General features: G+C 37.8%; 12 protein-coding genes. 1 reads left to right on the plus strand and 11 read right to left on the minus strand.

Going from position 1 to position 14,884, the window contains the following annotated elements; genetic code table 11:
- Nucleotides 1-88: 88 nt before the first annotated feature.
- The 3 genes from CRI88_RS04260 to CRI88_RS04270 form a co-directional block, all read right to left on the minus strand.
- Nucleotides 89-1,666 carry a peptide chain release factor 3 gene (locus CRI88_RS04260; RefSeq protein ID WP_058845183.1) on the minus strand — a complete coding sequence of 526 codons (1,578 nt, stop codon included), beginning with the start codon at nucleotides 1,664-1,666 and terminating at the stop codon, nucleotides 89-91.
- Between the two features lie 134 nt (nucleotides 1,667-1,800).
- The gene (locus tag CRI88_RS04265) at nucleotides 1,801-3,267 is read right to left on the minus strand and encodes a UDP-N-acetylmuramoyl-L-alanyl-D-glutamate--2,6-diaminopimelate ligase (protein ID WP_036125930.1); all 1,467 of its coding nucleotides are present in this window, start codon (nucleotides 3,265-3,267) and stop codon (nucleotides 1,801-1,803) included.
- A 303-nt stretch (nucleotides 3,268-3,570) separates the two neighbouring features.
- Nucleotides 3,571-4,959 carry an aldehyde dehydrogenase gene (locus CRI88_RS04270; RefSeq protein ID WP_089931875.1) on the minus strand — a complete coding sequence of 463 codons (1,389 nt, stop codon included), beginning with the start codon at nucleotides 4,957-4,959 and terminating at the stop codon, nucleotides 3,571-3,573.
- Nucleotides 4,960-5,168: 209 nt separating this feature from the next.
- On the opposite strand from CRI88_RS04270, the gene CRI88_RS22405 reads away from it, so the two are divergent.
- Nucleotides 5,169-5,324, plus strand: coding sequence for a hypothetical protein (locus CRI88_RS22405; RefSeq protein ID WP_170829777.1), 156 nt, complete (start codon nucleotides 5,169-5,171; stop codon nucleotides 5,322-5,324).
- 44 nt (nucleotides 5,325-5,368) lie between these two features.
- Here the strand turns inward: CRI88_RS22405 and ssuE are convergent, their stop codons facing one another.
- From ssuE to srtB, 8 genes are all read right to left on the minus strand, one after another.
- Nucleotides 5,369-5,902, minus strand: coding sequence for an NADPH-dependent FMN reductase (gene ssuE / locus CRI88_RS04275; RefSeq protein WP_036125935.1), 534 nt, complete (start codon nucleotides 5,900-5,902; stop codon nucleotides 5,369-5,371).
- A gap of 165 nt (nucleotides 5,903-6,067) precedes the next feature.
- On the minus strand, nucleotides 6,068-7,408 hold the full coding sequence (gene lpdA / locus CRI88_RS04280; protein WP_089931873.1) for a dihydrolipoyl dehydrogenase: 1,341 nt from the start codon (nucleotides 7,406-7,408) through the stop codon (nucleotides 6,068-6,070).
- A gap of 462 nt (nucleotides 7,409-7,870) precedes the next feature.
- Complete coding sequence (locus tag CRI88_RS04285; protein WP_170829776.1) at nucleotides 7,871-9,952, minus strand: catalase; 2,082 nt, start codon at nucleotides 9,950-9,952, stop codon at nucleotides 7,871-7,873.
- 127 nt (nucleotides 9,953-10,079) lie between these two features.
- A complete protein-coding gene (locus tag CRI88_RS04290; protein WP_089931869.1) occupies nucleotides 10,080-10,655 on the minus strand; it encodes an RloB family protein in 576 nt (191 codons plus the stop codon).
- Nucleotides 10,652-11,929 (minus strand): AAA family ATPase, encoded by a 1,278-nt coding sequence (locus CRI88_RS04295; RefSeq protein ID WP_058844161.1) that lies wholly within the window; start codon nucleotides 11,927-11,929, stop codon nucleotides 10,652-10,654. The genes CRI88_RS04290 and CRI88_RS04295 overlap by 4 nt, the downstream gene beginning before the upstream one ends.
- Nucleotides 11,930-12,034: 105 nt before the next feature.
- Entirely contained in the window at nucleotides 12,035-12,976 is a 942-nt protein-coding gene (locus tag CRI88_RS04300) for an NAD-dependent epimerase/dehydratase family protein (RefSeq protein ID WP_101966417.1), read from the minus strand.
- A gap of 185 nt (nucleotides 12,977-13,161) precedes the next feature.
- Nucleotides 13,162-13,689 carry a YceI family protein gene (locus CRI88_RS04305; protein ID WP_036126475.1) on the minus strand — a complete coding sequence of 176 codons (528 nt, stop codon included), beginning with the start codon at nucleotides 13,687-13,689 and terminating at the stop codon, nucleotides 13,162-13,164.
- Nucleotides 13,690-14,100: 411 nt separating this feature from the next.
- Nucleotides 14,101-14,883 (minus strand): class B sortase, encoded by a 783-nt coding sequence (gene srtB / locus CRI88_RS04310; protein WP_036126477.1) that lies wholly within the window; start codon nucleotides 14,881-14,883, stop codon nucleotides 14,101-14,103.
- Nucleotide 14,884 lies beyond the last annotated feature (1 nt).

A 14,884-nucleotide genomic window follows, 5' to 3' on the forward strand; every position in this document is an offset into this window, starting at 1 on the left:
TTCCTAATACTGTCTATATTCTACAAACAGTGTCAATTTTCCTTGCAAAAAAACACGAATCGCAAAATTGTCGATTCGTGTTTGGTAATTATAGAAGGCTATAAAGTTTAATGTTTTCGTTTTTATCAGCAAACCAGCGCATGGCAAACTCATTTTCAAATAGAAAAACAAGATTATCAAAGCGGTCTTTCACTAACATAGATCGACCAGAAGACATGGACTCTTTAACATCCTCTTCGTTTTCAATCCATCGTGCAATTTTAGAACCGATTGGCTCCATTCTTACTTCCACATTGTATTCATTTTTCATACGATGCTCAAACACTTCAAATTGTAATTGACCAACTGCACCAAGAATGACTTCCTCTGTATGCAGCGTTTTATAATATTGAATAGCACCCTCTTGTACCAATTGTAAAATCCCTTTATGGAATTGCTTTGATTTCATTACGTTTTTCGCTGTTACACGTACGAATAGCTCTGGTGTAAACTGCGGTAATTTTTCAAATTGGAATGTTTTCTTGCCACCTACAACAGTGTCCCCAATTTGGTAAGTTCCTGTATCATATAACCCAATAATATCTCCCGCAACCGCTTCATCTACGGTCTCACGATCATCTGCAAGGAATTGTGTAGATTGAGTCACTTTAAATGACTTACCTGTACGAGCTAATGTCATATTCATTCCGCGCTCAAATTTACCAGAAACAATGCGTACAAAGGCAATGCGGTCACGGTGGGCAGGATTCATATTGGCTTGAATTTTGAAAATGAAACCTGAAAACTCATCATGTTCAACAGGATCAATAAATTGCTCATCTTCGGTAATTCTAGGCTGAGGTGTCGGTGCAAATTGTAAATAGGTTTCAAGGAACGTTTGCACACCAAAGTTTGTTAATGCTGAACCAAAAAATACAGGTGTTAATTCTCCACGACGAATTTTTTCCTCAGAATAGGCATTTCCAGCTTCATCTAGCAGTAAAACATCATCCATTGCTTGTGAATAATAAGAAGTAACTTTCATTGGATGCTCCACAGCAAGCTCTCCATTGTCGTCAATTGGTAAGAATCGTTCAGCTTCATCTGTGCGGAATTGCTCAATACGTTTATTATAACGATCGTAAATACCAAGGAACTCTTTCCCCATACCGATTGGCCAGTTCATAGGATAAGCGTTTATGCCAAGTACTTCTTCAAGCTCTTCTATTAACTCAAGTGGCTCTTTCCCTTGACGATCCAATTTGTTGATAAATGTAAAAATAGGGATACCACGCATTTTACAAACTTTAAATAGCTTTAATGTTTGGGCCTCGATCCCTTTGGCAGCATCCACTACCATGACAGCACTATCCACAGCCATTAATGTACGATATGTGTCCTCAGAGAAATCTTGGTGACCAGGGGTATCCAAAATATTCACACGAGAACCATTATAATCAAATTGCATTACGGATGAAGTAACCGAAATCCCACGTTGCTTTTCAATTTCCATCCAGTCAGACGTTGCATACTTACCTGTTTTTTTCCCTTTTACTGTCCCTGCGTCACGAATGGCACCACCAAATAGTAAAAGCTTTTCTGTAATCGTCGTTTTCCCAGCATCAGGGTGACTGATAATGGCAAAAGTACGACGTGATAGTATATCTTTTTCTAAATTTGAATTCATCTCGTCATTCTCCTTTTTTCATACTTAATAATAATAAAAGAAGACTTGCCTTTCGTACAACCTTTTTACATGAAATCTCAAAAAAGAAAACCCTTTAGTTCAACTAAAAGGGTTTCCTAACATTTAATCTTTCATTAAACAAATTTTAATCGGCCAGCTTCTATTGCAATTTCTGCATCACTATGTGGAAATTTTGTATCTTCAATAATTTGATAATCCTCATGACCTTTACCAGCAAAAATAATCATATCTCCTGGTTCGGCAACCTCAATGGCATGACGTACTGCCTCTGCCCGATCCCCGATACAAGCATAATGGTCATGAAGCATCCCTTTGGCAAGATCGCCCGTAATGCTATCATAGTCCTCATAGCGTGGATCATCTGTCGTCAAAATGACATATTCTGCAGCAGACGCTTTTTCAGCCATCGCAGGACGTTTCGATTTATCACGATTGCCACCTGTTCCAACTAAGAAAATCAGCTTACCCTTTTTATAAGGCTGTGCCGCTTCAATCGCTTTTTCAATTGCATCTGGTGTATGGGCATAATCAATAAAAATTTGTACAGGTAAATCTGAACAAACTTTCTCCATACGACCTTTAACTGGCGGTAGTTGCTCTATTTGCTCAATAATGGACTCCATAGAATACCCACGACCGTAAAATGCAATCATAGCTGCCAACACATTGTAAATATTAAATTCACCAAGCAAATTCATTTTTACACGATAAATCCCTTCTGGCATTTCCACATCAAACAAAGTCATATAGTCGTGATATTCACAGTTAATGGCACGGAAATCGGCCTTTTCATTTTTTAAACCATATGTCCACACTGGAAATGGTGTCATTGCGGCATAGCGCTCTGACCAAGCATCATCAGCATTTAAGACAACAAATTTGCTCTTTTCTAAATCTTGTCCAAGTTGGGAAAATAATAAGCCTTTTGCATGGCCATATTCCTCCATCGTACCATGGAAATCAAGATGATCATGTGTTAGATTTGTGAAAATAGCGATATCATAATCAACACCTGCTAAACGTCCAAGTGCTAAGCCATGTGATGAAACTTCCATCGTCATTAAACGACAACCTTCCATTTTTGCTCGGAAAATCATTTGTTGTGTCGATAAAGCATCACTCGTTGTATTGGCAGATTCATATAAAATACCATTTAAATTAAAACCGATTGTGCCGGATAAAGCGGATTTTTCGCCCATACCATGCATGATATTTTGAATAATTCCTGTTACGGATGTTTTACCATTCGTTCCAGTTACTCCAATCATCGTTATATCCTTAGAAGGATAATCAAAAAACTTTGCGGCTAATAAGCCTACCGCACGATCTGTATCTCTGACAATCACTTGTGCAATTGTCTCTCCTAACGGTAATTGACGTTCTGTTACAACGATTGTTGCGCCACCATCCACTGCCTTTTGCGCATAATCATGCCCATCCACTGTGTAACCTTTGATACAAACAAACATGCTATTTGGTTGCACACTTCTTGAGTCAATTACAATATCACTAACTTGATCTGGCAACACGCCAATTATTTTTTTCAAAGGTAATGCGCTTAACAATTCCTCTGCATACATTTCATAGTCCTCCAATCAATCTCTACACTCATATCATCATTTTTGATTACTCGACAAAAAACGACAAGATGAATACCCCCACGTTCTATTGAACTTATTTTACTACTTATTTCATGATAAATAAAATGCCTCAGATGTGTTTTTTCAACGAAAACGCTTTCATTTAAAGAAATAATTATGTTTTCTTCGAAATTTTCATTTATAATCACAAATCGACGATTTTCGACATAATTAGGAAGATTTTTTGAGGACAAAGAGGTTATTTTTCAAGGGAGACATCCTAAGATATCTCCCTTCTAATTTCTATTTCATAATGGACCGCACAATTTTCACTTTTTGTTTATATGGTGGGAACAATACATTTGTCTCAAGCTTAGAGGACTTCTTTAAAATGGATTTAGGATGTGTAAAGTTTTCAAAGCTTGCTTTGCCATGGTACGCTTTCACACCAGATGGTCCAACACCACCAAATGGTAAATGTAAATTTCCAACATGGGTGATGGTATCGTTTATACATCCACCACCGAAGGGTAATTCCTCCAAAAAGTATTGTATGGCCTTTTCATGTTCTGAGAAGAAATATGCCGCCAAAGGCTTTGGTAATTGACGAATTTGATGAATCGCCAGTGGTAACTCATTATACATCATAACAGGTAAAATAGGACCAAAGAGTTCTTCCTGCATAGATGGGCTTGTCCATTTTACATACTCGATGATTGTTGGCTCAACATATAAATCATCACGATCAATTCGGCCGCCAAATGTAATGGCATCTCGTTCTTCCTTGATAATTTGTTGTAAACGATCGAATTGTCTCAAATTCACAATACGTCCGTAATCAGGGCTTTTTAAAGGATTTTTGCCATAAAACGATCGGATCGTTTCTTTTAAGATTTTCATAAAACGGTCATAAACATCTTTATGAACAAGTAAATAATCGGGGGCCACACATGTTTGCCCAGTATTTGTAAATTTCCCCCATACAATCCGCTTTGCTGCTACTTCTAAGTTTGCAGTTTGATCGACAATCGCTGGACTTTTTCCACCAAGCTCTAAAGCAATTGGTGTCAAACGTTCTGCTGCTGCCTTTGCTATCACTTTTCCAACAGCTACACTGCCTGTAAAGAAAATGTAATCAAAGGACGCATGAATAAGAGCTGTTACTTCTTCTTTTTCACCTTCTACCACACGTACATAGGAGGAATGAAACGTTTCTTCAATTATTTTTTTCACAATAGCTGCTGTATGGACAGACGCTTCTGACGGCTTGACAATTGCTGTGTTCCCTCCAACAATGGCACCAATTAATGGTTCCATAACTAGTTGAAATGGATAATTAAACGGTCCAATAATTAATGTGACACCATAGGGTTCACGAACAATGAAGCTTTTGCCCATTTGATATTGTATCGGTGTTTTAACTGCTTCTGGCTCCATCCATTCTTCTACATGCTTTACCATATATGAAATACTATCTAAAACAATGCCAATTTCAGTTGCATATGCTTCAAATTCACTTTTACGAAGATCTAAATACAGCGCATTCAAGATGTCTTTTTCGTATTTTAAAATGGAAGCTTTTAATTTTTTTAAATGTTCTTTTCGAAACTTTACACTTTTTGTTGCACGAGAAAAATAAAATTGACGCTGCTCTGTAATCATATTTTCCACATCTTGTGACGTAAAATTCATCAATAAAGCACCCCTTTTTTTAAAATGCCATACATAGTTTTTTCATTTTGAAACAAACTATCATTGTCTATACGATACAACATCGAAGGGCAAAAATCCTCTTTCTGCATCGGGGGTGAAATGGCTTTATGTGAAAATGAAATGTTTTAGTTTTTTCATCTCGGGAAATATACAACTACATATTAAAACTGAAATGGGGGCGTAGATGAATGACAACAACAACTGGGACATGGTGGGAGTCCATATTTTCTGGACCATTATCACACGGAATTTGTGAAGAAAAATTATTGCTATTGCAAGATGAAGCTTTTTTATATCTCTCTACAATACCTATGGAGAATGAAGAAAATATTGAAATCAATTAAAGAAAGCGCATTATAGGATGCCCCTATAATGCGCTTTTACCACGTTAATTAACGATTAACACTTTCTGTAATTGTTCTAACACCGCTTCCAATCTGCTGCTAGCCTCTTCTTCAATCGCAAAGCCACCTTCCTCAAGGCGAATAATTTGTTTATCCACAATATAAACAGAATGGGTAATTGATGTTGCTCCAAGCACAGCTAAAACTGGCTTTAATGCATATTCTAATGCCAATAAATGACCGATTGAACCTCCTACAGCAATAGGAAGTACGATCTTCCCAAGCAAGGCTTTTTGAGGCAGTAAATCCAAATAGGTCTTCAAAATACCTGTATAGGAAGCTTTATAAATAGGGGTTAGTATGACAATAAAATCAGCTTGCTCAACATGCGCATTTTCTGCTTGGATTTCCTTACTGGCAAAATTGGCAGTGAGTAAATCGGTAGCTGGTAGTTCATGTACATAATTGGAATGTACCTCTATTCCTCGCGCAATAAAATGATTTTCCACCTTTTCATGAATGGCTGTAACTCTAGAATTTTTCGAATTGCTCCCATTCAAAATAACTGCTTTTGTCATTTTTCCCACTCCTTTTAATCATTGTCATTAAAAAAGGCTTCTATTTTACAATCAGGCGGATTACCGTTTTGTAAAATAGAAGCCTCTAGTTGCCTAGTCAACTCTAATACCAAGTATTCTTATAAAATTAATCTAACATAAATTCTCTGAATGTCAATAGCTTTTTTATGATTGGTGAATTGCTTTCCCAAAAACAGCCTTTGCGGCATCTCCAATATGCTCCGACACCGTTGGATGTGGGAAGATCATCTGCGCAAGTGATTGGGCTGTACCACCTGCGTTTTTTGTTGCCAATATAGCATTAAGCATTTCTGTGGCACCATCGGCTACAACACATGCACCTAAAATTTGACCACTTTCCTCTGCTGTAATTAACTTCACAAAGCCTTCTGTATTCCCCTCCATTAATGCCTTAGGATTTGTCTGTAGTGGCATTTTGGTTACGGTGTAAGGTATTGTGACCTGCTCCTCTAATAAACCAAATGTAGCAATTTCCGGATGTGTATAAACGCAACGAGGAATTGAATTTTGGTCAATTGGTGTTGGCTGTTTGCCCACAATATAATCGACAACGTAAATGCCTTCAGCACTGGCAGAATGCGCTAGCTGATAACCATCTACTAAGTCACCTATGGCATAAACATGTGGCTGACTTGTCTGTAAATGTTCATCCACTGCAATTAATCGACCATCTAAAGTTAAGCCTAATTGCTGAGCGATTTCTGTATTGGGACGACGACCAGTTGCAAATAAGAGATTTTCATATGTATAAGCACCTTTAGATGTATGGATGCTATTGCCTTCAAACTTTACAAACTTGAAATCTGTCACAAGCTCGATATTAAGTTGTTTCATTTTTTCTCGAATCAGCGGTCTTGCTTCAGCCTCTTCCGTTTGTAATATGTCCTCACTATGATTCAGTAACGTTACCTTTGTACCAAGTGGCGCTAAACTAAAGGCCATTTCAACTGCAATTACCCCACCCCCAATAATGGTTAATTGAGCTGGTAACTCGTCTATATCAAAAAATGTATCCGTTGTAAAATAGGTCGAAGTTGCTAAACCCTCAAATGGGGGGACAAATGGTTTACTGCCTGTCGCTAAAATAATATCTGTAGCCATTATCGTCTCATTCCCAATTGTAATCGTTAAATCCTTTGCGACAGAGGCCTCACCACGATATAAAGTAATCTGATTGCTGACAATATAGTGCTCAATATTGTTTAACAGCTCTTGAATAATTGTATCTTTTCGCTGCATCAATCGAGGAAAATGAATTTCCACTTGAGGCACTGCAATTCCCCAGCTCGTCCCTCGTTTAATTTCCTGTACAAGCTTACTATGCTCTAATAAAATTTTTGAAGGAATGCAGCCAACATTATAACAGGCTCCCCCTAGCTTATCCCGTTCGATGAGAGCAACCTTTTTGCCATGTTTCGCTGCATGTATGGCAGCCACATAACCACCTGGTCCCGCTCCAATGATAGCAATATCAAATTTTTCCATAATTTTCACCTCATGTACCACCATATCATTCGCAAAATTTGAATGCAATGACAGACAGAGGAAAAGCCTCTCATTCAATGAAAGGCCTTTTGACATGCACAATATTTACTTACCTTTTGCGAGTATTTCACTTCTCGTTCCGCGAGTATTTCTCTTCGTTCCGTGAGTTTTCTCTCCGTTCCGCGAGTATTTCTCTTCGTTCCGTGAGTTTTCTCTCCGTTCCGCGAGTATTTCACTTCTCGTTCCGTGAGTATTTCTCTTCGTTCCGCGAGTATTTCTCTCCGTTCCGCGAGTATTTCTCTTCGTTCCGCGAGTATTTCTCTTCGTTCCGCGAGTATTTCTCTCCGTTCCGCGAGTATTTCTCTCCGTTCCGCGAGTATTTCTCTCCGTTCCGCGAGTATTTCTCTTCGTTCCGCGAGTATTTCTCTTCGTTCTGAAAGTGTTCGCTACTCACCGATCTATTTAATAGATATTTCGTTGCCAAAATCGTTGCTGGGCAATGGCTGCTACGAACTTTTTAGCGAAATCCTTGTTACCTGTTGCTAACACAATGCCAGGGCCTACGTTTGCATTGGACATATTGAAGAAAGTTGTGCCAGTAGCAGCAAATCCGATCGGCTTAAAGTGACGATATGCTTCATTGATATAATTGACGATATAAGTATTGAATTTCGCCTGATTGCTTGCCTTTACCCCAACAACATATAACGAGTCGAATAATACAGCATCAGTTGTGATAAATGTGTCAGTAGCCGTTAATTGAACCCCATTATTCCCTGTCACAACACCTAGTCGATCGGAGATAATGCTGTAGCGTACACCTTGCCTTGTTAAATATTTCAATACTTCACCGACCTCATTTGCATCAAAGCCATCGCCAATTAAGACTCCGACCTTAAGTGTATAAGGCAATTTAATGGTATTGGCTTGACTAAGTGCTGGTGAGGAGGCTGTGACCTTGGACTGTTCTCCTGTAGGGCGATTAACGCCAACATTGTCTGCCACTGTTGTAGCCATTGCTTTATCTACATGGACAAACATATCCACAACTTGCTGCCGAACTGATTTACTCTTCACTTTTCCTACCTCGAAGCTAAATGCCTCTATAATATGTTGTTTTTCAGGCGGGGACATACTGTTCCAAAAGAGTCGTGCTTGTGAAAAATGATCATCAAAGGATTTACTGCGCGCTCTTGTGATGCGTCCCTCAACCTTTTCCTCATAATGAACATATCCCCCTTCCCTTGCAGTAGAAGTGGCGGGTGTATTATTAGCCAGCGAATTTTTATGATAACTCACTCTTCCTAAATTAATGGTCTGTCGACTAAAGCCATTCCGCTGATTGTTATGCACTGGGCAAATCGGTCGATTAATGGGGATTTCTGCAAAGTTTGGTCCACCTAGACGGATTAACTGTGTGTCTAAGTATGAAAATAATCGTCCCTGTAACAGAGGATCATTCGTAAAGTCTATGCCTGGTACAACGCTACCTGGGTGGAAGGCAACTTGCTCTGTTTCAGCAAAAACATTATCCACATTACGATTTAAGGTCATTTTGCCAATCTTCTTCACTGGTACTATTTCCTCTGGCCAAAGCTTTGTCGCATCTAAAATATCAAAATCAAATTTAAATTCATCTTCAGGTTCAAGAATTTGGACAGCTAACTCAAACTCTGGATAATCGCCAATTTCGATGGCTTCCCATAAATCCCGTCGCTGAAAATCGGGGTCCTTCCCAGCAATTATCTGGGCTTCATCCCAAACGAGAGAATGTACACCGAGTACAGGCTTCCAATGGAATTTGACAAATCTCGATCTTCCCTTGTCATTGACGAAGCGGAATGTATGCACGCCGAAACCTTCCATCATACGAAAGCTTCGCGGAATGGCACGGTCAGACATCACCCACATCACCATATGCGCAATTTCCTGATTATTGGCTACAAAATCCCAAAAGGTATCGTGTGCAGAGGCTGCTTGTGGCATATCATTGTGTGGCTCAGGCTTTACGGCATGAATTAAATCGGGAAACTTAATGGCATCCTGAATAAAAAAGACAGGAATATTATTACCGACTAAATCATAATTTCCTTCATCCGTATAAAATTTCGTTGCAAATCCGCGTACATCACGAGCTGTGTCCATCGATCCTAAGCTCCCTACCACTGTTGAAAACCTGACAAACACAGGTGTTTTCTTTTTCGGATCCTGCAAAAATTTCGCCTTCGTATACTCTGCCATGGATTCATACAATTCAAACTCGCCATGTGCTGCAAAACCTCTGGCATGTACGACGCGCTCTGGAATACGTTCATGATCAAAATGGGTAATTTTTTCTCTAAGATGAAAATCCTCCATAATTGTTGGCCCACGAACGCCTGCCTTAAGCGAATCCTCATCATTGGACACCCTTAGCCCCTGATTGGTTGTCATTCTCGTGCCTTCATTCTCGACACGGAATGGCTCTAGTTGCTGATCCTTGGCATTCTCCTCTAGATTTTTGCGTTGATTCGACTTTGAGTTATCCACACAATCCCCTTTCATCTATTTACTACTTTCGCTCCATATACACTATATGTTTTGGAAAAATAAACATGCTTTCGTTTCGACAATGCATTGTGTAAAAATAAAAAAGCAGGTCTCTATTTGGAAATAGAAAACCTACTCACGCTTAAAATATGTATCGTATCATTTCATGTATGTTACAGTAAGGGTTGTCGCGGCTCTCCGTCTTTCGAAGAGCCATCATGTCTGTACAATTTTTAATCGCTACCTCATGTCGTAATGCGATGGGGGCAATAATGGATTCATCTGCCTTGTGACGGAAATAACGACTTACGCCAAGATGCTGTTCCATCTTGTCATTCAAGACAGCACGAGGATACTTTTCTGAACTGTCGACTTCCTCAAAATGCAGGAGTAGCCACAATTCAAATGCTTCATTTGTATAGGCAATGCGAATATTTTTTTCCTCGCAAAATTGATTGACTTCCTCTAATTGCTTTTCGGTTAAGTCATCCTTATCAAAAACAATCCAAACCTCATCAAAATATTGATAGCTGGAATCTCGATAAGCATGTTGAGCAAGCTTAATAGCTGAACGTTTAACGTTTTTTATTTTGACACTTACCATTTTAGAGCGCTTTAATATACGCATTTGTTCAAAATAAATACGTTCTGTCTCACCTTCACAATAAATTAAAATCGTTTTACGCAGTGTTCGGTTCCCTTGTTGACGTACTCTCAAGGCTCAGATACCTCCGCTTCTTCTAAATATTGTTCAGATAAATACTCATTGATAACAGGCATTGCACCAAACTCACCTTTTATATAGCGTTTCGCATAAGAAAGATCTCCACGCTTCTTTTGTAAATCTGCAAAATCAAATAAAGAGTAAAGCTCTGATTCATTTTTAAAGCTTTTATTAACAAACCAAATTTGATCTGAACGCAATGGCTGATCTAGCAATTCTATTTCATGACTTGTCACGATAAATTGATTATTTCGATTGCGTTTGCTGTTCATAATGGCCATTAAAAACTCACAAATCGACACATGGAATGCCGTATCGAATTCGTCTATAAAAATCGTTTTTCCTTTATTATAAGCATCCACCATCACGCATGCTAAATGTAGCATTCGTACTGTGCCTTTCGAATCCATTGTCCAATTAATCGTTTCCGTTCCTATCGGTGCACCAGCTTCATCAAATGATAAGTAATGTAGGTCAATATCTACTTCTTGAATCACCTCAGACGATTCATACTCATAACCAATTGTATTTTTCTCTCGACGTTCCACACGTCTGGCCGTGACATCTTGAATGGATAGGTCTGCAATTTTAAGGAGTTTGATCACTTCTTTTTTAAAGGGCTTCTCTTCAAGTTTACGAATTAGAGGATGACTTGATAACCGATTTGCTTCATCAAGAAATAGAATTTTATGTAAAAACCAATCGAATATCTTTAAAGCATCTGAATCATTAAAAACATGCAAGACAGACAAAAAGGCCGTATTGTTACGTGTATATTTTGTCAGCTCCTGTGCACTCGTTTGAGCTGTTTCATATGAATATTGTGTACCATCCCATTGTCTGACAAACAGCTCTTCTTTTTGCAACTTGTTCGTCTTCACAAGACGCTCATAGAGAACTTGAGAAGCATTGTACTGTATTTCATAATCATAAAGAGCACCATCTAAAAAAAGCGATATCATAAACTCTGTTGGTGTGCCCTGCTGTCTTCCTAACTTAAACGGTTGATAGGGTAAACGTAACTGCTTAACATTATTTAAATTTTCAAAATTAAAAAGCAAAGTACGTAATACTTTAATAGCCGTAAAAAGATTGGATTTCCCACTACCATTTGGTCCAAAAATAAATGCACTTTTCACAAGTCGAAGTGAATCAAATTGAATGGTATGAGTATCCTTCCATTTTCGCAGACGGCTGCCCGCTACCATTGAAAATAACGTATCATCTTTATAACTTAAACAATTTTTCACTCTAAAATCTACAAGCATCAATAAGCCTCCGTCCACAACCATTTCTTTAATGAATTATTATACTATAGACATAGAAAAAGACATATTACACGATGTAATATGCCTACATAATTTAAATGCCCTTTAGCCACTATTTTGTTGAATTTCTGCTAGTTTTTCATTTTGTAATGCATGCAATGTACGTTCGATTCCTTCTGCAAAAGAAGTTTTTGGCCTCCAGCCAATGGCCTTGGCTAATTTGTCGTTACTTAAAAATGAATGTTCGATATCTCCTTCTCGCGCAGGGGCATATTGAATTTCAAGTGGGTGATTTAAATGTTGCAGCAGTAAGATGACTTGGTGAATAGACCAAGCTTCATTTGTGGATACATTATACGTGCCTTGCAAACGGGCAGATACACCAGCGTAAATAGCATCTGCAATATCATCGACATAAATGAAATCTCGTGTTTGTTCACCGTCACCATAAATCGTAAAAGGTTTGCCTGCCATACTGCTTTTTAGCATACTTGGGATCACTGCTGCTTCGCCCTGCATTTGTTGCCTTGGACCAAAAACATTAGCAAATCTGTAGATGAGAATAGGTAAACGATAATCTTTATGCCATTTCTCACAGTAGGTTTCCCCAATGCTCTTATTGAGTCCATACATAGATATCGGTTCACAGACATCTGTTTCTTCTAATGGCGGATAATGACTATCTCCATACACCGATGCTGACGAAGCAAAAACAAAATGCTGTACATTATACTTAGAAGCTAAAAAAAGCATTTGGCTTAGCCCAACGATATTTGTCAAAATATCCTTTACTGGCTCTTGGATGGATTGTTGTACGCTCGTTTGTGCCGCACAATGGATGACTACATCAAAATGTATTTCTTTAAAAAGATGCTCACAAACCTCATCCTCTACATTTAAAAGATAGGATTTATGCTCAAAGTCAACATTTCGTAAATGACCCGTACTTAAATTATCAATAATATAAATTGTTGCACCTTCTTCGAAAAAACGCCTACCTACGGCACTGCCAATAAAACCATAGCCACCTGTCACTAATACATTCATCCTATCGCCCCCAAAAACAATATGATGATTTATATGCAGTAATTACTAAAAATATGCAAGAAACTTATTTGATGGTAATTTCTAACAGAATAGCATTACTAGAATGATTAACTAAAAAACGTCTATATTTTTCTATATAAAAAGCATGCTTGAAAATTACTTCAAGCATGCTCTATCATCTATTTTTAAGCTGGGTTTATTTCTAATTCAACAGTTACTTTAATATCTTTTCCAACAAGAACCCCACCCGTTTCTAACGCTGCGTTCCAAGTTAGGCCAAAGTCTTCACGATTGATTGTTGTTTCAGCTTCAAAACCATATACTTCTTGTCCCCATGGATTTGTACCTTTTCCATTGAATTCTGTATCAAACGTTACGGACTTTGTCACGCCTTTAATTGTTAAATCACCAGTTACTGCATATTCATCTCCTGCTTTTTTAGCAATGTTTGTCGATTTAAATGTAATTGTTGGATATTTTTCAGCATCAAAGAAATCTTCTGCTTTTAAATGATTATCACGATCCTCACTACGTGTATTAATACTCGCTGGATCAATTGTAAAGTTAATGTTAGCAGTTGTTAAGTCTGCAAGGTCTGTCGCTTCAATATCAGCTGAATAGCTATCAAATACGCCTTTAACTTTTGATACCATCATGTGTTTTACTTGAAAGTTTACTGCTGAGTGTCCTAAATCAATGTTCCATTTTGCCATTATAAATTCCTCCAAATAAGTTGATTATATCTCGATTTCGAGATATATTTTAAAATATGAAGCAACTACAGTATTTATGTTACCCAAAACAGAATTGGATAAACATTTGTAGTTACTCGATTGGTTAAACATTATGATTACGAAAAGCAATCAATTACTTTATGTAACTTACTATATATTAATAATAAAGTTACGTCAAGTAATTTTAAAAATAAAAAAGGATATCCAAATTATCGGTACATCCTTTCAGACAGTAGAGATCATTCTGTCTACTGATATAAGCTTTTATGAAGGTTTAAATATGAAGAGGTGACAATGAGATGAAGGCAAGCTCCAACTCGCTGTGAAAAATCAAGGTTGGAGCTATTCTTGCCAACAAGCTTAAAGGTTCACCCTTTACATTTCTTCCCCTCAACGCTTGACTAACTTGCCTTGCACGACAAAGCGATGGTCGTCACTTAAAACCGCATCCTTACAAGTAGATAACGTCAAAATTTTATCGTCTGGACTTAGATCGACATTCATCTGAATAGAAGATCGCTGTTGTATCTCCTCTATAAAGTTTTGGTAAGCTTCATTGTTGGCAAAGTCGGTCTCAATATAATAGAAATCAATCGTCGTCTCATATGCAGCAAAAACCTCAATATCATAGCCCTCATATAAGGTATCAAGATATAGGATGGGATGCTCATCTGCATAGTCTTGCTTTAAGTAATTTTTTAAACTACCGAACATCGTCTCGTTCTTCATGGCATGACCATATAAAATCGTATTTTTGTTCATGTCTAGTATTTGATTTCGATAATCCATAAAAACACTGCCTGCACGACTCTCCTTATTTTTAAAGTTATGATTTAAATAATAGTCATTATTGTCAGCTTGTAAAATTGGATTATTCAGCTTTGTTCCGTCTACTGAAATCCACCCAATAATTTGAGGATTAATCGCCAATAAATCAAGGAACTGTGGTCGTATAGTGAATGCTGATACATCATTTGTTGTTTCTGTCTCCTCGATTTGTTCTGCTGGCTGTTCTTCATTAGCTGCTAATGTGGCCTGATAAATATCCTGTACTTCTTTTAATGATTTTGACGTTTCGTAGTACGTATATAGATACTTTGCAAGTGAAAAAACAGAAAATAAAAATATGCCTAAATATAGCAGTGTTAGCAACTTGGATACTTTCTTCTTCATC

The sequence above is a fragment of the Lysinibacillus fusiformis genome (genome assembly GCF_002845985.1).
Lineage (GTDB): Bacteria > Bacillota > Bacilli > Bacillales_A > Planococcaceae > Lysinibacillus > Lysinibacillus fusiformis_D.

Excerpts from the sequence above, each read along its gene's own strand:
- CRI88_RS04260 (WP_058845183.1), bottom strand. The coding sequence starts at position 1,666 with ATGAATTCAAATTTAGAAAAAGATATACTATCACGTCGTACTTTTGCC.
- CRI88_RS04265 (WP_036125930.1), bottom strand. The coding sequence starts at position 3,267 with ATGTATGCAGAGGAATTGTTAAGCGCATTACCTTTGAAAAAAATAATT.
- CRI88_RS04270 (WP_089931875.1), bottom strand. The coding sequence starts at position 4,959 with ATGAATTTTACGTCACAAGATGTGGAAAATATGATTACAGAGCAGCGT.
- CRI88_RS22405 (WP_170829777.1), top strand. The coding sequence starts at position 5,169 with ATGACAACAACAACTGGGACATGGTGGGAGTCCATATTTTCTGGACCA.
- ssuE (WP_036125935.1), bottom strand. The coding sequence starts at position 5,902 with ATGACAAAAGCAGTTATTTTGAATGGGAGCAATTCGAAAAATTCTAGA.
- lpdA (WP_089931873.1), bottom strand. The coding sequence starts at position 7,408 with ATGGAAAAATTTGATATTGCTATCATTGGAGCGGGACCAGGTGGTTAT.
- CRI88_RS04285 (WP_170829776.1), bottom strand. The coding sequence starts at position 9,952 with ATGAAAGGGGATTGTGTGGATAACTCAAAGTCGAATCAACGCAAAAAT.
- CRI88_RS04295 (WP_058844161.1), bottom strand. The coding sequence starts at position 11,929 with ATGCTTGTAGATTTTAGAGTGAAAAATTGTTTAAGTTATAAAGATGAT.
- CRI88_RS04300 (WP_101966417.1), bottom strand. The coding sequence starts at position 12,976 with ATGAATGTATTAGTGACAGGTGGCTATGGTTTTATTGGCAGTGCCGTA.
- CRI88_RS04305 (WP_036126475.1), bottom strand. The coding sequence starts at position 13,689 with ATGGCAAAATGGAACATTGATTTAGGACACTCAGCAGTAAACTTTCAA.
- srtB (WP_036126477.1), bottom strand. The coding sequence starts at position 14,883 with ATGAAGAAGAAAGTATCCAAGTTGCTAACACTGCTATATTTAGGCATA.